Origin of the sequence: Streptomyces sp., assembly GCF_035644915.1 — a bacterium.
GTDB lineage: Bacteria > Actinomycetota > Actinomycetes > Streptomycetales > Streptomycetaceae > Streptomyces.
Genome location: NZ_DASQNP010000260.1, coordinates 1 through 20,035, shown reverse-complemented (window position 1 = coordinate 20,035; position 20,035 = coordinate 1). Strand labels below are relative to the sequence as shown.

Annotated in this window: 13 protein-coding genes and 1 pseudogene; 2 read left to right on the top strand and 12 right to left on the bottom strand. The window is 73.3% G+C overall.

The window, feature by feature from the left end; all coding sequences use genetic code 11:
* The 4 genes and pseudogenes from VE546_RS27145 to VE546_RS27130 form a co-directional block, all read right to left on the bottom strand.
* A pseudogene (locus VE546_RS27145) lies at positions 1-153 on the bottom strand (DNA recombination/repair protein RecA); the annotation flags it as partial.
* A 236-nt stretch (positions 154-389) separates the two neighbouring features.
* Positions 390-584 carry a DUF3046 domain-containing protein gene (locus VE546_RS27140; protein WP_324926916.1) on the bottom strand — a complete coding sequence of 65 codons (195 nt, stop codon included), beginning with the start codon at positions 582-584 and terminating at the stop codon, positions 390-392.
* 42 nt (positions 585-626) lie between these two features.
* Positions 627-935 (bottom strand): AzlD domain-containing protein, encoded by a 309-nt coding sequence (locus tag VE546_RS27135; protein ID WP_324926922.1) that lies wholly within the window; start codon positions 933-935, stop codon positions 627-629.
* A gap of 5 nt (positions 936-940) precedes the next feature.
* Positions 941-1,702 carry an AzlC family ABC transporter permease gene (locus VE546_RS27130; protein WP_414719570.1) on the bottom strand — a complete coding sequence of 254 codons (762 nt, stop codon included), beginning with the start codon at positions 1,700-1,702 and terminating at the stop codon, positions 941-943.
* A 936-nt stretch (positions 1,703-2,638) separates the two neighbouring features.
* On the opposite strand from VE546_RS27130, the gene VE546_RS27120 reads away from it, so the two are divergent.
* Both VE546_RS27120 and VE546_RS27115 read left to right on the top strand, forming a co-directional pair.
* A complete protein-coding gene (locus VE546_RS27120) occupies positions 2,639-7,339 on the top strand; it encodes an Lhr family ATP-dependent helicase (protein WP_324926913.1) in 4,701 nt (1,566 codons plus the stop codon).
* 90 nt (positions 7,340-7,429) lie between these two features.
* Complete coding sequence (locus VE546_RS27115) at positions 7,430-8,236, top strand: DNA-formamidopyrimidine glycosylase family protein (RefSeq protein WP_324926910.1); 807 nt, start codon at positions 7,430-7,432, stop codon at positions 8,234-8,236.
* Between the two features lie 292 nt (positions 8,237-8,528).
* Here VE546_RS27115 and VE546_RS27110 read toward each other — a convergent pair whose 3' ends face one another.
* The 8 genes from VE546_RS27110 to VE546_RS27075 form a co-directional block, all read right to left on the bottom strand.
* Entirely contained in the window at positions 8,529-8,912 is a 384-nt protein-coding gene (locus VE546_RS27110) for a helix-turn-helix domain-containing protein (RefSeq protein ID WP_100200078.1), read from the bottom strand.
* Between the two features lie 94 nt (positions 8,913-9,006).
* The gene (locus tag VE546_RS27105; RefSeq protein ID WP_324926903.1) at positions 9,007-9,561 is read right to left on the bottom strand and encodes a CinA family protein; all 555 of its coding nucleotides are present in this window, start codon (positions 9,559-9,561) and stop codon (positions 9,007-9,009) included.
* Complete coding sequence (gene pgsA, locus VE546_RS27100; protein ID WP_324926900.1) at positions 9,551-10,204, bottom strand: CDP-diacylglycerol--glycerol-3-phosphate 3-phosphatidyltransferase; 654 nt, start codon at positions 10,202-10,204, stop codon at positions 9,551-9,553. The genes VE546_RS27105 and pgsA overlap by 11 nt, the downstream gene beginning before the upstream one ends.
* Positions 10,201-11,691, bottom strand: a complete 1,491-nt coding sequence (rimO, locus tag VE546_RS27095) for a 30S ribosomal protein S12 methylthiotransferase RimO (RefSeq protein ID WP_324926897.1) — start codon at positions 11,689-11,691, stop codon at positions 10,201-10,203. Before rimO ends, pgsA begins: the two co-directional genes overlap by 4 nt.
* Positions 11,692-11,740: 49 nt before the next feature.
* Positions 11,741-12,550 (bottom strand): RodZ domain-containing protein, encoded by an 810-nt coding sequence (locus VE546_RS27090; RefSeq protein WP_324926894.1) that lies wholly within the window; start codon positions 12,548-12,550, stop codon positions 11,741-11,743.
* Between the two features lie 188 nt (positions 12,551-12,738).
* Complete coding sequence (locus VE546_RS27085; protein ID WP_324926892.1) at positions 12,739-15,456, bottom strand: DNA translocase FtsK; 2,718 nt, start codon at positions 15,454-15,456, stop codon at positions 12,739-12,741.
* 124 nt (positions 15,457-15,580) lie between these two features.
* Complete coding sequence (locus VE546_RS27080) at positions 15,581-16,258, bottom strand: response regulator (RefSeq protein ID WP_324926890.1); 678 nt, start codon at positions 16,256-16,258, stop codon at positions 15,581-15,583.
* Between the two features lie 242 nt (positions 16,259-16,500).
* Positions 16,501-20,035 (bottom strand): HAMP domain-containing protein (locus VE546_RS27075; RefSeq protein WP_324926888.1); only part of this gene is annotated, 3,535 nt, incomplete at its 5' end.

The window sequence follows — 20,035 nt, the reverse complement described above, 5'->3', positions numbered from 1 at the left end:
CAGGGCGACGTCCAGAGCGGTCGACCCGGTGGGGATGACCTCCACGGGCTCCGTCGGCCGCTCGCCCAGCCGCATCACGGCGCCCTTGCCGAACTGCCGTTCAATCTGTGCGAGCGCGGCGTCCAGCGCCTTCTCGCGGTCGGTTCCTGCCATGGGTGCCACCCGATTTGCTTGAGTCGATCGCTTCACGTCAAGAGACGCTAGCGCCTGCCACTGACAATCGGCCCGGACGCCGTTCCCGGACCGCCCGGCTCCTCTGTGAGGCCTCTATGAGAATGGCTGTTCGATTTCTGTGTCAAGTCGCCCCGGTTTCCTGTGGAAAACCACAAAACCGCAGGTCAGTACGGATGTGGGCACGGCACGGACGGCCGGTCCCCCGCCGCCCGGGATCACCTCAGGTCGGCGGGGACGTCCACGGCGGAGCAGACCGCACGCCAGACGTCCTTCGCGTTCCACCCCGCTTCCAGGGCCTCGTACACCGTCCGCCCGCCGAGTTCGGACATCACATGATCACGCGCGAAGGAGTCGGCGTACGCCTCACCGAAGTGGGCCGCCATCCGCTCCCAGAAGACCGTCAGCCGCATGCCCCCAGTATCGGCCGACCGCCCGGCGCGGCGGCGACGCGCCTACCCCAGGGCCCGTACCCCCGCGGTGACCAGGACGGCGGCGGCCACCACCACCAGGAAGGGCGCGCGCAGCAGCAGGGCGACCGCCGCCGCGGCGACGCCCGCCGCGCGGGCGTCGACCACCAGCGCGCCGCCGTCGCCGCCGAAGGTCTGCTGGGCGGTGAGGGCGGCCAGCAGCGCGACGGGCAGCAGGGCCGCCAGCCGCCGCACCAGCGGCCGCTCCAGCACCCCGGTCGGCACCGACAGCCCCAGCAGCTTGGCGAGGTAGCAGCCGGCGGCCGTCACCCCGACGGCGATCCACACGTCCACCGGGTTCACCCTGTCCCCTCCTTCCGTGCCTCCCCTTTCCGGCGCCGCCCGCGCACCAGCAGCACCACGGGGGCGGCGAGCGCCGCCACCAGCACCGGGACCCCGGCCGGGAGCACCGGCAGGAGCCCCAGCCCCAGCAGCACCGCGAGCCCGGCCGTGGCGCGCTCCGCCGTCGTCCGCAGCATGGGGGCGAGCAGCGCCAGGAAGACGGCCGGGCCGGCCGCGTCCAGTCCCCAGGCGTCGGTGTCGCCGAGCGCGGCGGCGCCCAGCGCGCCGAGCAGCGTGGTGAGGTTCCACAGCAGGTAGAGGGAGACACCGGTGACGGCGAAGCCGATCCGGGCCGCGCGCCTGTCGTGCTGGGCGAGGGCGACGACGGAGGTCTCGTCGATGACCCACTGGGCGGCCAGCGGCCGCACCGCCCGCGGCAGTCGCAGCAGCGTGGACAGCCGCAGCCCGTAGAAGGCGTTGCGGACGCCGAGGAAGAGGGCCCCGGCCGCGGCGGTGAACGGGCCGCCGCCCGCGGCGAGCGCGCTGACGAGCGCGAACTGCGAGGCCCCGGTGAACACCAGCAGGCTCAGCGCGCAGGTCTGCGCGAGGCTGAGCCCGGCCCCGGCGGAGGTCACCCCGAAGGCGAAGCCGGAGAGGCCGACGGCGACGCCGACCCCCAGCGCGTCCCGGACGACGGCACGGTCGGGCGTGCTGCCGTCCGTGTCGCCGTCCGGGCCGTCGGCGGTGTCCGTCGTGGTGGGCGCCGGTCCGCTCGCCACGGCCCGGGCGTTCCGAGTGGTTTGGCTCCGTTCTGACACGAGTGCGATGTTAGGCGCAGACCTTCCGACCGGTCTTGTGCGTTCTTGCACGTTCGCGGCGGCAGGCGCCGACGGCGCGCCGGCGATCCGGCCGAAGTCCCGTACCGGGTGCGACCGGTCGGTGACGCCGACGGCCACGGCCGTCCCGGCCGGCGGCGTCCCCTCCTCCAGCAGCCGGCAGGCCCGGCGGACCGGGCGTCGGCGGGTCAGGCGTACGGCGGCGCGCCGTACCGCTCGCGGAAGGGGCGCAGCAGCGCGAACGGACCGGTCGTCCAGCTCCGCGGCGAGGTGCTCCGGGGTGGGCGGGGCCGTCATCCGTTCCCGGAGGATCTCGCGGGCGCGCCGCCTCGCCCGCGCCCGCCGTACGGACCGTGCGCGCGGGGAGCGGGCCGCCGCGCGGGGGCGGCAGCCGGGCGGCGGTGACCCGCGGCAGGACGCCGGCGGCCCGGTGCGCCTCGGTGATCGGACGCGCGGTGTACGGGTCGTGCACCACGGCCCGGCGAACCCCGCGGCCCCGGACGGCGGTGGTCCCGGCCGCGATGGCGGCGACCGTGCGGACCGCCGGGTACGGCGTGGCGCAGGCCCGGCCCCCGGGCGTCCCGGCGCGCGGTGTGCGGCACCTCCGGACTGATCACGACCACCGTCCCCGGACCGGCCCGCGGGACGCCCCGGGCGGTCGGGCCTCCCCCGCACCGCTGGTGACGGCGGCCGACACGTACCCGTCGTGGGCGTGCCGGGGAGGTGTGCCGGACGTACCGGGCGCGCGGCGGGTCCGTGTCCGGCGACTGGTCGTACCGCCGGTGCCGCGCCCGCTCGTCCGCGCCCGCGGGATCCCGCGGTGCGCGGTCCCGCCGGCGGCCCGGCCGCGATGTCAGTGCCGGGGTGCACGATGGAGCCATGGACCGGGCACCGGCTCTCGACGTGTTCTCCCCCGCGACCCGCGCGTGGTTCGCGGGGGCCTTCCAGGCGCCCACCGCGGCGCAGGAGGGCGCCTGGCAGGCGCTCGCGGAGGACAGCGACGTGCTGGTCGTCGCGCCGACCGGCTCCGGCAAGACGCTGGCCGCCTTCCTCGCCTCCCTGGACCGGCTGGCCGCCACGCCCCCGCCCGCGGATCCGTCCCGCCGCTGCCGGGTGCTGTACGTCTCGCCGCTGAAGGCGCTGGCGGTGGACGTGGAGCGCAACCTGCGCAGTCCGCTGACCGGCATCCGGCAGGAGTCGGTGCGGCTGGGCCTGCCCGAGCCCGACATCCGGGTCGGCGTCCGCTCCGGCGACACCCCGGCCGCCGAGCGCCGCGCGCTGGTCCGGCGTCCCCCGGACATCCTGATCACCACGCCCGAGTCGCTCTTCCTGATGCTCACCTCCGCCGCCCGCGAAGCCCTGCGCGGGATCGAGACGGTGATCCTGGACGAGGTGCACGCGGTGGCCGGCACCAAGCGCGGCGCCCACCTGGCGCTCTCCCTGGAGCGGCTGGACGAGCTGCTGGACCGCCCGGCCCGGCGGATCGGACTGTCGGCGACGGTCCGGCCGGTGGACGAGGTGGCGCGCTTCCTCTCGCCCCGGCGCGGCGCGCGGGTGGTGCAGCCGCCCTCGGGCAAGGAGTTCGACCTGTCGGTCGTGGTGCCCGTGCCGGACATGGGCGAGCTGGGCGGTTCGCCCGTGCAGGACGCGAACGGCGACGGCGGTGACCGGCCGTCGATCTGGCCGTCCGTCGAGGAGCGGATCGCCGATCTCGTCCAGGCCCACCGCTCCACGATCGTCTTCGTCAACTCCCGGCGCTTGGCCGAGCGGCTGTGCAACAGGCTGAACGAGATCGCCTACGAGCGGGCCACCGGCGAACCGGCGCCCGAGCACCACTCCCCCGCCGAGCTGATGGGCGGCTCCGGCGCGGCCGGCGGGGCGCCGCCGGTGCTGGCCCGCGCCCACCACGGCTCGGTCTCCAAGGAGCAGCGGGCCCAGGTGGAGGAGGACCTCAAGGCCGGGCGCCTGCCGGCCGTGGTGGCCACCTCCAGCCTGGAGCTGGGCATCGACATGGGCTCGGTGGACCTGGTGGTCCAGGTCGAGTCCCCTCCCTCGGTCGCCTCCGGGCTGCAGCGGGTGGGCCGCGCGGGCCACCAGGTGGGTGCGGTCTCGGTCGGAGTGGTCTTCCCCAAGTACCGCGGCGACCTGGTCCAGGCCGCGGTGGTCACCGAGCGGATGCGCGAGGGCGCCATCGAGGCCCTGCGGGTGCCTTCCAACCCCCTGGACGTCCTGGCCCAGCAGCTCGTCGCCATGGCCGCCATGGACACCTGGGACGTCGACGAGCTGCTGGCGGTCGTCCGCCGCGCCGCGCCCTTCGCCTCGCTGCCGGAGTCGGCGTACACCGCCGTGCTGGACATGCTCGCCGGACGCTATCCCTCCGACGCCTTCGCCGAGTTGCGCCCGCGCCTGGTGTGGGACCGCGTCGCCCACACCGTCAGCGGACGTCCCGGGGCCCAGCGGCTGGCGGTCACCTCGGGCGGGACGATCCCCGACCGCGGGCTGTTCGGCGTCTTCCTCGCCGGCGCCGACCCGAAGAAGGGCGGCGGCCGGGTCGGGGAGCTGGACGAGGAGATGGTCTACGAGTCACGGGTGGGCGACGTGTTCACCCTGGGCACGACCAGTTGGCGGATCGAGGACATCACCCGCGACCGGGTGCTGGTCTCCCCCGCGCCGGGGGTGCCGGGGCGGCTGCCGTTCTGGAAGGGCGACCAGCTCGGGCGTCCGCTGGAACTGGGCCGCGCGCTGGGCGCGTTCCTGCGCGAGGTCGGCGGCCTGCCCGCCGAGGCCGCCCGGAAGCGGCTGGCCGCGGCCGGCCTGGACGACTGGGCCGTCGACAACGTGCTGGCCTACCTCGACGAGCAGCGCCGTGCCTGCGGCCACGTCCCCGACGACCGCACGATCGTCGTGGAGCGCTTCCGCGACGAGCTGGGCGACTGGCGGATCGTCGTCCACTCCCCCTTCGGTGCCCAGGTGCACGCGCCCTGGGCGCTGGCGCTGGGCGCCCGGCTGACCGAGCGGTTCGGCATGGACGCCCAGGTGATGCACGCCGACGACGGCATCGTGCTGCGCCTGCCCGACGCCGACCTGCTGGGCTTCGATCCCGACGCGGACTTCGGCGCGGACTTCGGTGCGGGGCCCGGCACGGCTCCGGGCACCACCGGCCACGAACCGGAGGAGCCCCCGCTCGGCGCCGCCGACGTCCTGTTCGACCGGGACGAGGTGGAGCGGGTCGTCACCGACCAGGTCGGCGGCTCGGCCCTGTTCGCCTCGCGGTTCCGCGAGTGCGCCGCCCGCGCCCTGCTGCTCCCCCGCCGCGACCCCGGCAGGCGCACCCCCCTGTGGCAGCAGCGCCAGCGGGCCTCCCAGCTCCTGCAGGTGGCGAGCGAGTTCGGGTCCTTCCCCATCGTCCTGGAGGCCGTGCGCGAGTGCCTCCAGGACGTCTTCGACGTGCCCGGGCTGGCCGAGCTGATGGGCGACGTCGAGGCGCGCCGGGTGCGCCTGGTGGAGGTCACCACCCCCGAGCCGTCCCCGTTCGCCCGCTCCCTGCTCTTCGGCTACGTCGCGCAGTACCTGTACGAGGGCGACTCGCCGCTCGCCGAGCGCCGGGCCGCCGCGCTGTCGCTGGACTCCCGGCTGCTGGCCGAGCTGCTGGGCCGGAGCGAGCTGCGCGAGCTGCTCGACCCCGGGGTGCTGGCCGAGCTGGAGCGCGAACTGCAGTGGCTCCCCGGCGAGGACGGGGTCCGCCGGGTCAAGGACGCCGAGGGCGTCGCCGACCTGCTGCGCGTGGTGGGCCCGCTCACCGACGCCGAGCTGGCCGAGCGGGGCGCCGAGCCGCAGTGGGCCCGGGAGCTGGAGCACGCCCGCCGCGCCATCCGGGTCCGCATCGCCGGCCGGGAGCACTGGGCGGCGATCGAGGACGCCGGACGGCTGCGCGACGCCCTGGGCGCGGCGCTGCCCGTCGGCGTGCCCGAGGCGTTCACCGAGCCCGTGCCCGACCCGCTGGGCGACCTGCTGGCCCGGTACGCCCGCACCCACGGCCCGTTCACCACGCTCCGGGCCGCCGAGCGCTTCGGCCTGGGCACGGCGGTCGCCGACGGCGCGCTGCACCGGCTGGCGGCCGCCGGCCGCCTGGTCCAGGGCGAGTTCCACCCCTCGGGGGTGGAGCAGGAGTGGTGCGACGCGGGCGTGCTGCGGCGGCTGCGCCGCCGGTCCCTGGCCGCCCTGCGCCAGGAACTGGAGCCGGTGCCGCCCGCCGCGCTCGCCGCCTTCCTCCCCCAGTGGCAGCACCTGGGCGCCGGCGGCCTGCGGGGCGTCGACGGGCTGCTGCGCACCGTCGAGCAGCTCCAGGGCGTTCCCGTTCCCGCCTCCGCGCTGGAGAAGCTGGTCCTGCCGTCCCGGGTCGCCGACTACCACCCGGCGATGCTGGACGAGCTGACCACCACCGGGGAGGTGCTCTGGGCGGGCGCGGGCGCGCTGCCCGGCAAGGACGGCTGGGTCCGCCTCCTGCTCGCCGACACCGCGCCCCTGCTGCTGCCCGAGGCGCACCCGCTGGAGCTCACCCCGCTCCACCGCGCGGTCCTGGACGCCCTCTCGGGCGGGTACGGGCTGTTCTTCCGGCAGATCGCCGAGCGGGTGCGCGCCGCCGGGCACGAGGAGTCCGACGCCCGGCTGGCCGAGGCCGTCTGGGAGCTGGCCTGGTCCGGGCGGCTCACCAACGACACCCTCGCCCCGCTGCGCGCCCTGCTCGGCTCCGGCCGTACGGCGGGGGCCACCGCGCACCGTGCCCGGCGGGCCACCCCGCGGGGCCGGTACGGCTCCCTGGCGGCGCCCTCCCTTCCTGTCCGTTCCGCTTCCGTCCGTTCCGGCTCCCGGAACGGCCCCCCGACCGTGGCGGGCCGCTGGTCGCTGCTGCCCGAGCGGGAGAGCGATCCCACCCACCGCGCCCACGCCCTGGCCCGCACCCTCCTCGACCGGCACGGCGTGGTCACCCGGGGGGCGGTCGCCGCCGAGGGGGTGGAGGGCGGTTTCTCGGCCGCGTACCGGGTGCTGTCGGCCTTCGAGGAGAGCGGCCAGGCCCGGCGGGGTTACGTGGTGGAGGGCCTGGGCGCCGCGCAGTTCGCCGTGGACGGCGCGGTGGACCGGCTGCGCGCGATCAGTACGGCCCGCGAGAAGCCGGAGGGCTCCCGTCCGCGTACGGCCGTGCTCGCCGCCGCCGATCCCGCCAACGCCTACGGAGCCGCCCTGCCCTGGCCCGAGCCGCCCGCCTCCGACGGCTCGGACGGGAGCCGGGCCGCCGCCCACAAACCGGGCCGGAAGGCGGGCTCGCTGGTGGTCCTCGTGGACGGCGAGCTGGTCCTCTACCTCGAGCGCGGCGGCAGGACGCTGCTGGCCTGGCGCACCGAGGGGCCCGTGCTGGACGCCGCGGTGGAAGCGCTGGCCCACGCCGCCCGCCAGGGGATGCTGGGCACCCTCACGGTGGAGCGCGCCAACGGCTCCTCCGTGCTGACCTCCCCGCTCGGCCGCGCGCTGGAGGCCGCCGGCTTCCACGCCACCCCGCGCGGGCTGCGGCTGCGCGCATGACGGCGTCGCCGCGGGGGAAGCGGGGAAGCGGCAGAGGCGGCGGGTGAGCGCCCGGGGCGGACCGGGCGGGACGAGGGGAGGCCGGTTCCGGTGCCCGAGGGAGACACGGTCTGGCGCACCGCCCGGCAGTTGCACCGGGCGCTGTCGGGAGCGCCCGTCGTCCGCTGCGACCTGCGCGTGCCCGAACTCGCCACCGTGGATCTCACCGGCCGCGAGGTGCTGGAGACCGCCGCGCGCGGCAAGCACCTCCTCACCCGCTTCGAAGGCGGCCTGACACTCCACTCCCACCTGCGGATGGACGGCGCCTGGCGCACCTACGCCCCCGGCGAGCGGTGGAGCGGCGGCCCCGGCCACCAGATCCGCGCGGTCATCGCCACCGCGGCGCGCTCCGCCGTGGGCTATCGCCTCCCCGTCCTCGAACTGCTGCGCACCGAGGACGAGGAGCAGGCCGTCGGCCACCTCGGTCCGGACCTCCTCGGTCCCGACTGGGATCCGGCCGAGGCCCTGCGCCGCCTGCTCGCCGATCCGGCCCGCCCGATCGGCGAGGCCCTGCTCGACCAGCGCAACCTCGCCGGGATCGGCAACGTCTTCATGGCGGAACTGTGCTTCCTGGCCCGGGTCACGCCCTGGCTGCCGGCGGGGGAGGTCCGCGCCCCGGAGCGCCTGCCGGCGCTGGCCAAGAAGCTGCTGGAGGCCAACAAGGACCGGGCCCGGCGCATCACCACCGGCGAACTCCGCGGCGACCGGAGCCTGTGGGTGTACGGCCGGGCGGGCAGGCCGTGCCTGCGCTGCGGCACCCCCGTGCGCAGGGCGGCGCCGGACCCGTCCGGCGGGCAGCAGCGCGTGGCGTACTGGTGCCCCGGCTGTCAGCGGGGCCCCGCCCCGTCACCTCCGTGACCGGCGGCGGGTCCGGTTCCCCGGCCCCGTCCGCTGCGGGGGCGGCCGGGCAGCACACGACCGCCCGCCACGGGGCGGTACGCCTCACGGCGGGCAGCACGGCACATCATCCGTACCCTGCCGAACCGATACCCGCGTGCCCGCGTTCCTCACGGCCGGCCGGCGGGCCCGTGCTCCCCACCGGCGCGTCCGTGCGGAGACGGACGGGCGCCGTGCCGTCTCGGGCCCGGCCCGGTGCGCGTGGTGCGCGACCGGACCGGGCCCGTGCCGACCTGTGCCCCGGCTGTGCCGGTCAGGCGGCGACGACGTCGACGGCTTCCGTGGGCGCCTTGATCGTCACCCGTTCCTCCGGGCGTCCCGTGACGGACGTCACGGACACCGGGTTGAGGACGGGGCGACGCATTGGCGCGGGTACCGTGTCGCTTGCCGCGGACTGCGCCAGCTCCGCGAGTGCCAGCTCGTCACTGACCTCCCGCATCAGCTCGGACATCCGCACGTCCAAGGCTTCGCAGATCGATGCAAGCAGTTCGGAGGAAGCCTCCTTCTGCCCCCGCTCGACCTCGGAGAGGTAGCCGAGTGACACCCGGGCGGACGAGGAGACTTCGCGCAGGGTACGGCCCTGGCGCTGGCGCTGCCGACGCAGCACGTCACCCAGCAGGCGACGGAGCAGAATCATCGGTGGCTCCCTCCTAGGACCGCTGACCCGGATCCTTCATGCCCCACCGTACCGCCTACAGCCGCGGCCGTGCGGGGAGCGATGCTGTGTTCACTCAGGGCTGCAAACATCCATTCCCCCCACTGTGTTCCGTATCCTTTGTCGGCGCATTTTGCATGAGTTCGCTCAACAGCAGCCTGATGGCCGCCCGGACGCTCTCGTCGCGGATCTCCTTCCGGCCGCCGTCCAGGTCCAGCCGCAGCGCCACGGCGTGGGCGTCCCGGCCCGTGGCGGGATCTCCCGGCCCCGCGACCGCCACGTAGACCGTGCCGACCGGCTGTCCGTCCTGCGGTTCGGGGCCCGCGACCCCGGTCGTCGCCACGCCCCAGTCCGCGCCCAGCACCCGCCGGACGCCCGCCGCCATCTGCCGGGCCACCTCGGCGTCGACGGCGCCCCGTTCCTCCAGCAGGGCCCCGTCCACACCGAGCACCTCGTGTTTGACGGCGGTGGCGTAGGCGGTCACCGAACCGCGTACGGTCGCCGAGGCCCCGGGGGCCTCGGTCAGTTCGGCGGCGACCAGCCCTCCGGTCAGCGACTCGGCGGCGGCGACGGTCTGGCCGCGGTCCGCCAGCAGTTCCAGTGCCCGTGCGGTGGCGGTCTCACCGCTCATGGGCGCGCTCCGCCGCCAGTCCGGCCCTCCGCAGGGCCACCGCCTGCCGTACGTAGTCCAGCCCGGTGCCGACCGTCAACGCCACGGCCGCGGCCATCACCCACCAGCGCAGCGTGGCGAGCGGTCCGGTCAGCGCCAGGATGTACATCCCCACGGCGACCCCCTGGGTGAGGGTCTTCAGCTTCCCGCCGCGGCTGGCCGGGATGACGCCGTGCCGGATGACCCAGAAGCGCATCGCGGTGATGCCGATCTCCCGGAAGAGGATCACTCCCGTCACCCACCAGGGCAGGTCGGAGAGCGCCGAGAGGCAGATCAGCGCCGCGCCCATGATCGCCTTGTCCGCGATCGGGTCGGCGATCTTGCCGAAGTCCGTGACCAGGTTGTACCGCCGCGCCAGCTCGCCGTCGAAGAGATCGGTGATCATGGCGATGGAGAAGGCCGCCCAGGCGAGGGAGCGCCAGGCCGGGTCGTGCCCGTCGTCGGCGAGCATCAGGAAGACGAAGCCCGGCACCAGCAGCAGCCTCACCATGGTGAGGATGTTGGCGATGTTCCACAGGCCCACCGTGCGGACGGCGGTGCTCTTCGGTTTCGTCGGTTTCGCCACGGACCCACCGCTCGCCGCGGAGGCGGGGATCTCCGTCATGTTCCCGCCTCCTTACTCTCGGGGCACCCCCAGACGACGTCCGGGGGCGGCTCGGCAATGAGATCCACACCCTCGGTCGCCACCACCTTCGCCTCGACCATCTGCCCCACGGAGAACTCCGAGGAACCGGTGGGGTCGGTGAGGAAGACCTGTCCGTCGGTCTCGGGCGCCTGGTGCGCCCCGCGCCCGACCGGGCCGTCCTCCTCGTCCACCGACTCGATCAGCACCCGTACGGTCTCCCCGATGCGCTCCTCCGCGCGCTGCGCGGTCAGCTCCTCGGCGAGCCGTGAGATGTGGGCCAGCCGTTCGGCCACCACCTCCGGGTCGATCTTGTTCTCGTAGGTCGCCGCTTCGGTACCTTCCTCGTCCGAGTACCCGAAGACTCCGATGGCATCCAGTCTCGCCTCGGTCAGGAAGCGCTCCAGCTCGGCGAGATCGGCCTCGCTCTCGCCGGGGAAGCCCACGATGAAGTTCGACCGGACGCCCGCCTGCGGCGCCTTGCCGCGGATGGTCTCCAGCAGTTCCAGGAAGCGGTCGGTGTCGCCGAAGCGCCGCATGGCGCGCAGCACGCCCGGGGCCGAGTGCTGGAAGGAGAGGTCGAAGTAGGGGGCGACCTTCTCGGTCCCGGTCAGGACGTCGATCAGGCCCGGCCGCATCTCGGCGGGCTGCAAGTAGCTCACCCGGATCCGCTCGATGCCGTCCACGGCGGCCAGCTCGGGCAGCAGCGCCTCCAGCAGCCGGATGTCGCCGAGGTCCTTGCCGTAGGAGGTGTTGTTCTCGGAGACCAGCATGATCTCCTTCACCCCCTGCTCGGCCAGCCACCGCGTCTCGGCCAGCACGTCCGAGGGACGGCGCGAGACGAAGGCCCCGCGGAAGGAGGGGATGGCGCAGAACGAGCACCGCCGGTCGCAGCCGGAGGCCAGCTTCACCGAGGCGACCGGGCTGCTGCCCAGTCTGCGCCGCAGCGGGGCCCGCGGCCCGGAGGCCGGTGCCACTCCCTCGGGCAGGTCGGCCGGCGCTTCCCCGTGGCCGGGCAGCGCGACGGCGGCGCCCTGCCGCTCGACCGGGCTGATCGGCAGGAGCTTGCGCCGGTCGCGCGGAGCGTGCGGGACGTGCGCGCCCCCGGCGAGGATGGTCCGCAGCCGCTCGGAGATGTCGGCGTAGTCGTCGAAGCCGAGGACACCGTCGGCCTCGGGCAGCGCCTCGGCCAGCTCCTTGCCGTAGCGCTCGGCCATGCAGCCGACGGCGACCACGGCCTTGGTCCGGCCGTGGTCCTTGAGGTCGTTCGCCTCCAGCAGGGCGTCGACGGAGTCCTTCTTCGCGGCCTCGACGAAGCCGCAGGTGTTGACGACGGCCACGTCCGCGTCGGCGGCGTCCTCGACGAGTTCCCAGCCGTCCGCCGCCAGACGGCCGGCGAGCTCCTCCGAGTCCACCTCGTTACGGGCACAGCCAAGGGTGACGAGAGCGACGGTACGGCGTTCGGGCATGGACTCAGCCTACTTCGTTCCGGCCACCCCGCCCGCCGCCAGGGTTTCCTCAGCCCTGCTCGGGATCGCCCCGGGTGTAGCTGACGCGCTGCACCTGGCCGGACTCGCCGACCTTGTCGACCTCCTTGCCGTTGACGAAGAGGGTGACCGCCCCGGCGTTGCCGAGCACCAGGTCGATCCGCTTGTCGTCGGTGAAGGTCTTGGAGTCGCCGTCCTTGAGCACGCCCTCGTGGAGCAGTCGCCCGTTGTGGTCCTCGGCCGAGATCCAGCTGTTGCCGCCCTCGGCGACCAGTTTGACCGTGACCTTGTCGGCCGGGGCCGCGGCGATGGCGCTGTCGGACTCGGACGGCTCCGGCTCGGGCTTGGGGTCGGCGGGCTTGGCCGGATCCGCCTCGTCGGTGGGCTCCGGGGAGGGGTCCTCCTGGGCGACCGGCGTGCGCGCCGACTCGTCCCCGTCGTTGAAGAGGGTGAAGCCCACGAAGCCCACCACCGCCACGATCGCGGCGATCATGGCCGCGGTCCAGTTGGGGCGGCTCGGCTCGGGGCGGATGCGCTCGGCCTCGAAGAGGGCGGCCGCCGGGGTCGGCGCCGGGCGCCCGCCGTGCTCGGCGTCGTACTGCGCCACCAGCTCGTCCGGGTCGAGGCCGACGGCCTTGGCGAGCGTGCGGACGTGGCCGCGGGCGTAGACGTCGCCCCCGCACCGGGAGAAGTCGTCCTGTTCGATGGCGTGCACGATCGGGACGCGGATGCGGGTGGTCGCACTGACCTCGTCCACCGTCAGTCGCGCGTCGATACGGGCCTGCTGGATGGCTTGACCGACGGAAGGCCGGTCTGCTGAGGGGGAGTTGCCGATGGACACGGGGGCGCCTTTCGAGCGTGTAGCCACCTGCTGGATGTTCAGTCTAGAGGGGGTGCGGAAGGGTCGGGCAAGCGGACGGAAGGACTCTGTCCGCCATAGGGATGGCCTTGCCGCCCCATGACGGACGCATGCCCGCACGTTTCTTCAAATTGACGTTTTGCCAGGGAAAACGGTTGCCCTGCTCACTCCTACGAGTGAGTTTCCCCCCGGATCATCGCAAGCACTCCATCCAGTTCGTCCGGCTTGACCAGTACGTCCCTGGCCTTCGACCCCTCGCTCGGTCCGACCACCCCGCGCGACTCCAGCAGGTCCATCAGCCGGCCCGCCTTGGCGAACCCCACCCGCAGCTTCCGCTGGAGCATCGAGGTGGAGCCGAACTGCGTGTTGACCACCAGCTCGGCCGCCTGGCACAGCAGGTCGAGGTCGTCGCCGATCTCCTCGTCGATCTCCTTCTTCTTGGTCTGTCCGACCAGGACGTCGTCGCGGAAGACCGGGGCCATCTGCTGCTTGCAGTGCGCCACGACGGCCGCGACCTCCTCCTCCGTCACATAGGCGCCCTGCATGCGGGTGGGCTTCCCGGCTCCCATCGGCAGGAAGAGGCCGTCGCCCTTGCCGATCAGCTTCTCGGCGCCCGCCTGGTCGAGGATGACGCGGCTGTCGGCGAGGGAGGAGGTGGCGAAGGCCAGCCGGGAGGGCACGTTCGCCTTGATCAGGCCAGTGACGACGTCGACGGAGGGCCGCTGTGTGGCCAGCACCAGGTGGATCCCCGCGGCCCGCGCGAGCTGCGTGATCCGCACGATCGCGTCCTCCACGTCGCGCGGCGCGACCATCATCAGGTCGGCCAGCTCGTCCACGATGACCAGCAGGTACGGGTACGGGGCCGGCTCCCGCTCGCTGCCCTCGGGCGCCTTCACCTTGCCGGCGCGCACCGCCGCGTTGAAGTCGTCGATGTGCCGGAAGCCGTAGGCGGCCAGGTCGTCGTAGCGCAGGTCCATCTCGCGCACGACCCACTGCAGGGCCTCGGCGGCCTTCTTCGGGTTGGTGATGATCGGGGTGATCAGGTGCGGGATGCCCTCGTACGCTGTCAGCTCGACCCGCTTGGGGTCCACCAGCACCATCCGGACCTCCTCGGGGGTGGCGCGGATCATCACCGAGGTGATCAGGCAGTTGATGCAGGAGGACTTGCCGGACCCGGTCGCGCCCGCGACCAGGATGTGCGGCATCGTCGCCAGGTTGGCCGTGACGTAGCCGCCTTCGACGTCCTTGCCGAGTCCGACCAGCAGCGGGTGGTCGTCGCCGGCCGCCTCCGCCAGCCGGAGCACGTCGCCGAGGTTGACCATCTCGCGGTCGGTGTTGGGGATCTCGATGCCGACCGCCGACTTGCCCGGGATCGGGCTGATGATCCGCACGTCCGGGCTGGCGACGGCGTAGGCGATGTTCTTGGTCAGCGCGGTGATCCGCTCGACCTTGACCGCCGGGCCCAGCTCGACCTCGTAGCGCGTGACCGTCGGACCGCGGGTGAAGCCGGTGACGGCGGCGTCCACCTTGAACTCGGAGAAGACGTTGGTCAGCGCCGCGACGACCGCGTCGTTGGCGGCGCTGCGGGTACGGCCCGGCCCCCCGCGCCGCAGCAGGTCCAGCGGCGGCAGCGCGTAGGTGACGTCGCCCGAGAGCTGGAGCTGCTCGGCGCGCGGCGGCAGGGAGCCGGCGGGCTCCGCGGGGGCCTTGGTCAGGTCCGGTACGGAGGTCTGTGCGGCCTGACGCGCCCGACCGCCGGCGGCCGGGGCCGGCGGGACGGCCGGAGCCGCCGGAGCGCCGGCCGCCCGCGGCCCGGTCCGCTCGTGCTCGTCCCGGTCGGTCCTGACCCCGCTGCTGAGGTCGGCGACCAGCGGCGAGGGCTGCACACCGTGCAGGACGGCCCCCTCCAGCTGGGCGGCCGCCGCGGCGGCGACGTCCACCGCGTCCGGGAGGCCGTCGGAGGCGGGTGCGGGGCGGCGGGAACGGCGACGGCCGTCCAGCGCCTCCTTCTCGGCCCGGAAGGCGTCGTCGCCGTCCTTGCGGAGGTTCGCCCGCCGCGGCCGCCGGGGTTCCTCCTCGGGCTCGTCGTACGCGTCGTACCCGTACCCGTCGCCCTCCGCCACCACGCCGAGCCGTACGCCCAACTGCCGCAGCCGCTGCGGGATGGCGTTGACCGGCGTGGCGGTGACGACGAGCAGTCCGAAGACGGTCAGCAACAGCAGCAGCGGTACGGCCAGTGCCTCGCTGACGGTGAAGATCAGCGGCTTGGACGCCGCCCAGCCGATCATGCCGCCCGCGTCCCGCACCGCCTCGTGGCCCTCGCCGCGCCCCGGGGCGCCGCAGGCGATGTGCACCAGCCCCAGCACGCCGATGACCAGCGCGGAGAGCCCGATGACGATCCGTCCGTTGGCCTCCGGCTTCTCCGGATGGCGCATCAACCGCACGGCGACGGTGCCCAGCAGCACCGGCACCACCAGGTCCAGACGGCCGAAGGCGCCGGTCACCAGCATCTGGACCAGGTCGCCGACCGGGCCGCGCAGATTGGACCAGGTGCCGGCCGCGACCACCAGGGCGATGCCGAGCAGCAGCAGGGCGATCCCGTCCTTGCGGTGCGCGGGGTCCAGCCCCTTGGCGCCGCGGCCTATGCCGCGGAACAGCGCGCCGACGGTGTGGGCGAGACCGAGCCAGAGGGCGCGGACCAGGCGGTAGACGCCGTTGGTGGGCGACGGCGCGGGTCTCGGGGGCGCCTTGGGCGCCGTCTTCTTCGCCGCCGCCCGCTTCGCCGGGGGCTTCCTGGGCGCGGCGGACCTCGATGCCGGGGGCTTCCTGGCCGGAGCCTTCTTCGCGGGCGCTTTCCTGGCGGCCTTGCCGGGCGTACGTGAGGCCATGGTGCCGAGATTACCCGCGACGGCCCGGCCGGACACGGCCACCCGCGGGACCGGTGGGCGGTTGCGGTGCTCGTGTGCGGTGGGGTGACACCCCGCCAGGTGACGGCGGGTTACGGACCGGCCGTCAGTTCTGCGACGGGAGCGAGCTCGTCCGGTCGCCGCTGCCCGGCTCCAGGGCGTCGAGCGCCCGGCGCAGGCCGGTGAGTTTGCGCTCCAGGTGGGCGGCCGTGGCGATCGCCGCGGCGTCCGCGGACTCGTCCAGGTGCTTGGAGAGCGCCTCGGCCTGCTCCTCGACCGCCGCCAGCCGCGCGGAGAGCTCGGCCAGCAGGCCCGAGGGCCCCTTGGCGCCGTCCCCGCCCGAGTGCCGGCCCTCCAGTTGGAGCCGGAGCAGGGCCGCCTGCTCGCGTAGCTGGACGTTCTTCATGTACAGATCGACGAACACCGACACCTTCGCCCGCAGCACCCACGGGTCGAACGGCTTGGAGATGTAGTCGACCGCCCCGGCCGCGTAGCCGCGGAAGGTGTGGTGCGGACCGTGGTTGATCGCGGTGAGGAAGATGATCGGGATGTCCCGGGTGCGCTCGCGCCGCTTGATGTGGGCGGCGGTCTCGAAACCGTCCATGCCCGGCATCTGCACGTCCAGCAGGATGACCGCGAAGTCGTCCGTGAGCAGCGCTTTCAGCGCCTCCTCCCCTGACGATGCCCGCACCAGCGTCTGGTCCAGCGCGGAGAGGATGGCCTCCAGCGCCAGCAGATTCTCCGGCCGGTCATCGACCAGGAGGATCTTGGCCTTCTGCACCATGGCCCGTCCTCCTCGCCCCGGCAGCGTCCTGGACGCCGCCACTGGCAACGACTCCTTTGCGCCGCCCGTCCTTGTGCCGGTCATGGTAGCCCCACCTCGCGGCCCACCACACCCTGTCACCGAGATGTCACTGTGCACGTAGGTGAAACGCAGTCGAGGACCCGAAGGTTCCCCGATTGCAGCACTTCACACGTAATGCGCCACATGCCGTCGGCACGTCACCGCCCCGGAACCATCGCACATCACTCCGCCCGCATCCACTGCGCCATGACGGACAGCAGGTGATCGGTGTCCACCGGCTTGGTGACGTAGTCGGACGCCCCGGACTCGATGCTCTTCTCCCGGTCGCCCTTCATGGCCTTCGCCGTCAGCGCGATGATCGGCAGCCCGGCGAACTGCGGCATCCGCCGGATCGCCGCGGTCGTGGAGTACCCGTCCATCTCCGGCATCATGATGTCCATCAGGACCAGTGCCACGTCGTCGTGCTGCTCCAGCACCTCGATGCCCTCGCGCCCGTTCTCGGCGTAGAGCACCTGCAGTCCGTTCTGCTCCAGCACGCTGGTGAGCGCGAAGACGTTGCGGATGTCGTCGTCGACGATGAGCACCTTCTCACCGTTGAAGACGCCCTTCGAACGTCCGTCCGCCGTGTCCCGGCCGCTGTCCGGCCAGGCCTCCCCCGTGCGGCCCGCGTCCCGCCGCGGCTGCTTCTCCGGCAGGGGGACCGTGCGGCGGCGGGAGGCGAGCGCCGCCGCGGCGCGCTCCGCGGCGGGCACGTCCAGCGTGCCGGCCGTCTCCCGGTCCGTCTCCTCCTCGGCGGCGGCCTCCCCCTCGGCCGTCCGCGCGCCGCCCTGGGCGCCGGACTGCGCGTGGCCCTGGGACGACTCGGCCGGGGTCAGGGGCAGGTAGAGGGTGAAGGTCGAGCCCCGGCCCGGTTCGCTGACCGCGTGGATCTCGCCGCCGAGCAGCCGCGCGATCTCCCGGCTGATGGACAGCCCCAGCCCCGTGCCGCCGTACTTGCGGCTGGTCGTGCCGTCCGCCTGCTTGAAGGCCTCGAAGATCACGCGCATCTTGCTCTGCGCGATCCCGATCCCGGTGTCGGTCACCGAGAACGCGATCAGGTCGGAGTCGGGGTCGCGCAGCGAGCCGTGCTCCAGCATCTGCTCGCGGATCGGCTCCGGGACGTCCGACTTGGCCGAGCGGATCACCAGCTCCACGGCGCCGCTGTCGGTGAACTTCACCGCGTTCGACAGCAGGTTGCGCAGCACCTGGAGCAGCCGCTGCTCGTCGGTGTGGAGCGTCGGGGGCAGCTCCGGCGAGACCCGCACCGAGAAGTCGAGTCCCTTCTCCGCGGTGAGCGGCCGGAAGGTCGCCTCCACGTAGTCCACGAGCTGCACCAGTGCGATACGGGTCGGGCTGACGTCCATCTTGCCCGCCTCGACCTTCGACAGGTCGAGGATGTCGTTGATCAGCTGGAGCAGGTCGGAGCCCGCGCCGTGGATCGTCTCGGCGAACTCCACCTGCTTGGGGGTGAGGTTCCCCTCGGCGTTGTCGGCCAGCAGTTTGGCGAGGATGAGCAGCGAGTTGAGCGGGGTGCGCAGCTCGTGCGACATGTTCGCCAGGAACTCGGACTTGTAGCGCATCGAGACGGCGAGCTGCTCGGCGCGCTCCTCCAGGACCTGCCGGGCGTCCTCGATCTCGGAGTTCTTGATCTCGATGTCGCGGTTGGTCTTGGCGAGCAGCTCCGCCTTCTCCTCCAGCGCCTCGTTCGACGCCTGGAGGGCCCGCTGGCGGCTCTCCAGCTCGATGGAGCGCTCCTGGAGCTGCTCGGCCAGCTCCTGCGACTGCTTGAGCAGCAGCTCGGTCTTGGTGTTGACGCTGATGGTGTTGACGCTCGTGGCGATCATCTCGGCGATCTGGCTCAGGAAGTCCTTCTGGATCTGGGTGAAGGGCTGGAAGGAGGCCAGTTCGATGACGCCGAGCACGCTGCCCTCGAACAGCAGCGGCAGCACGATCACATTGGCCGGCGGCGCCTCGCCGAGCCCGGAGGAGATCTTCAGGTAGCCGGGCGGAGCCTGCTCGACCAGGATCGTGCGCTTCTCCTCCGCCGCGGTGCCGACCAGGGACTCACCCGGACGGAAGGTGGTGGGCATGGTGCCCGGGGAGTAGCCGTAGCCGCCGATCATCCGCAGCTCGTACGAGCCGTCCTCGCCCGCGCCCACCCCGATCTCCGGGCCGCCGCCGGTGGGCGCGGCCACGAAGAAGGCGCCGTGCTGGGCGGAGACCACCGGGGTCAGCTCGCTCATGATCAGCCGCGCCACGTCCTCCAGGTCGCGGCGTCCCTGCATCAGACCGGAGATGCGGGCGAGGTTGCCCTTGAGCCAGTCCTGCTCCTGGTTGGCGAGCGTGGTCTCGCGCAGGGTGGCGATCATGGTGTTGATGTTGTCCTGGAGGGCCAGGATCTCGCCCGCCGCGTCCACGTCGATCTTCACGTTGTGGTCGCCGCGGGTCACCGCGGCGGCGACCGCGGCGATGGCGCGCACCTGGCGGGTCAGGTTGCCCGCCATCTCGTTCACCGACTCGGTGAGGTCCTTCCAGGTGCCCGAGACGCCGTCCACCCGGGCCTGACCGCCCAGGCGTCCCTCGGTGCCCACCTCGCGAGCCACCCGGGTGACCTGCTCGGCGAACGACGAGAGCTGGTCGACCATCGTGTTGATGGTGGTCTTCAGCTCCAGGATCTCGCCCCGGGCGTCGATGTCGATCTTCTTGGTGAGATCGCCCTTGGCGATCGCGGTGGTGACCATCGCGATGTTGCGGACCTGGCCGGTGAGGTTGGAGGCCATCGAGTTCACGGACTCCGTCAGGTCCTTCCAGGTCCCCGACACCCCCGGCACGTGGGCCTGGCCGCCGAGGATGCCCTCGGTACCCACCTCGCGCGCCACCCGCGTCACCTCGTCGGCGAACGACGACAGCGTCGTCACCATGGTGTTGACGGCGTCGGCGAGCTGGGCCACCTCGCCGCGGGCCTCGACGGTGACCTTCTTGGTCAGGTCGCCGTTGGCGACGGCCGTCGCCACCTGGGAGATGTTGCGGACCTGGCCCGTCAGGTTGGACGCCATCAGGTTGACGTTCTCGCTGAGGTCCTTCCAGATGCCGGTGACCCCCGGCACATGGGCCTGACCGCCGAGGATGCCCTCGGTACCCACCTCGCGGGCCACCCGGGTGACCTGCTCGGCGAACGACGAGAGCTGGTCCACCATCGTGTTGACGGTCGTCACCAGGGCGAGGATCTCCCCCTTGGCGTCGACGGTGATCTTCTTGGAGAGGTCGCCCCGGGCGACCGCGGTGGTCACCTCGGCGATGTTGCGGACCTGGGAGGTCAGGTTGTTCGCCATGCCGTTGACGGACTGGGTGAGGTCCTTCCAGGTTCCGGAGACGCCCTCCACCTCGGCCTGGCCGCCGAGGATGCCCTCGGTGCCGACCTCCCGCGCCACCCGGGTGACCTGCTCGGCGAACGACGAGAGCTGGTCCACCATCGTGTTGAGGGTGTTCTTCAGCTCCAGGATCTCCCCGCGCGCGACGGCGGTGGTGACCTCGGCGATGTTGCGCACCTGCGAGGTCAGATTGTTCGCCAGCAGGTTGACGTTCTCGCTGAGGTCCTTCCAGATGCCGGTGACCCCCGGCACGTGGGCCTGGCCGCCGAGGATGCCCTCGGTACCCACCTCCCGCGCCACCCGGGTGACCTGCTCGGCGAACGACGAGAGCTGGTCCACCATCGTG

Coding starts and splice junctions, on each gene's coding strand:
- VE546_RS27105 (WP_324926903.1), bottom strand. CDS start 9,561: ATGAGCGGTGAGACCGCCACCGCACGGGCACTGGAACTGCTGGCGGAC.
- VE546_RS27080 (WP_324926890.1), bottom strand. CDS start 16,258: ATGGTGCAGAAGGCCAAGATCCTCCTGGTCGATGACCGGCCGGAGAAT.
- VE546_RS27110 (WP_100200078.1), bottom strand. CDS start 8,912: ATGATTCTGCTCCGTCGCCTGCTGGGTGACGTGCTGCGTCGGCAGCGC.
- VE546_RS27140 (WP_324926916.1), bottom strand. CDS start 584: ATGCGGCTGACGGTCTTCTGGGAGCGGATGGCGGCCCACTTCGGTGAG.
- VE546_RS27085 (WP_324926892.1), bottom strand. CDS start 15,456: ATGGCCTCACGTACGCCCGGCAAGGCCGCCAGGAAAGCGCCCGCGAAG.
- rimO (WP_324926897.1), bottom strand. CDS start 11,691: ATGCCCGAACGCCGTACCGTCGCTCTCGTCACCCTTGGCTGTGCCCGT.
- pgsA (WP_324926900.1), bottom strand. CDS start 10,204: ATGACGGAGATCCCCGCCTCCGCGGCGAGCGGTGGGTCCGTGGCGAAA.
- VE546_RS27120 (WP_324926913.1), top strand. CDS start 2,639: ATGGACCGGGCACCGGCTCTCGACGTGTTCTCCCCCGCGACCCGCGCG.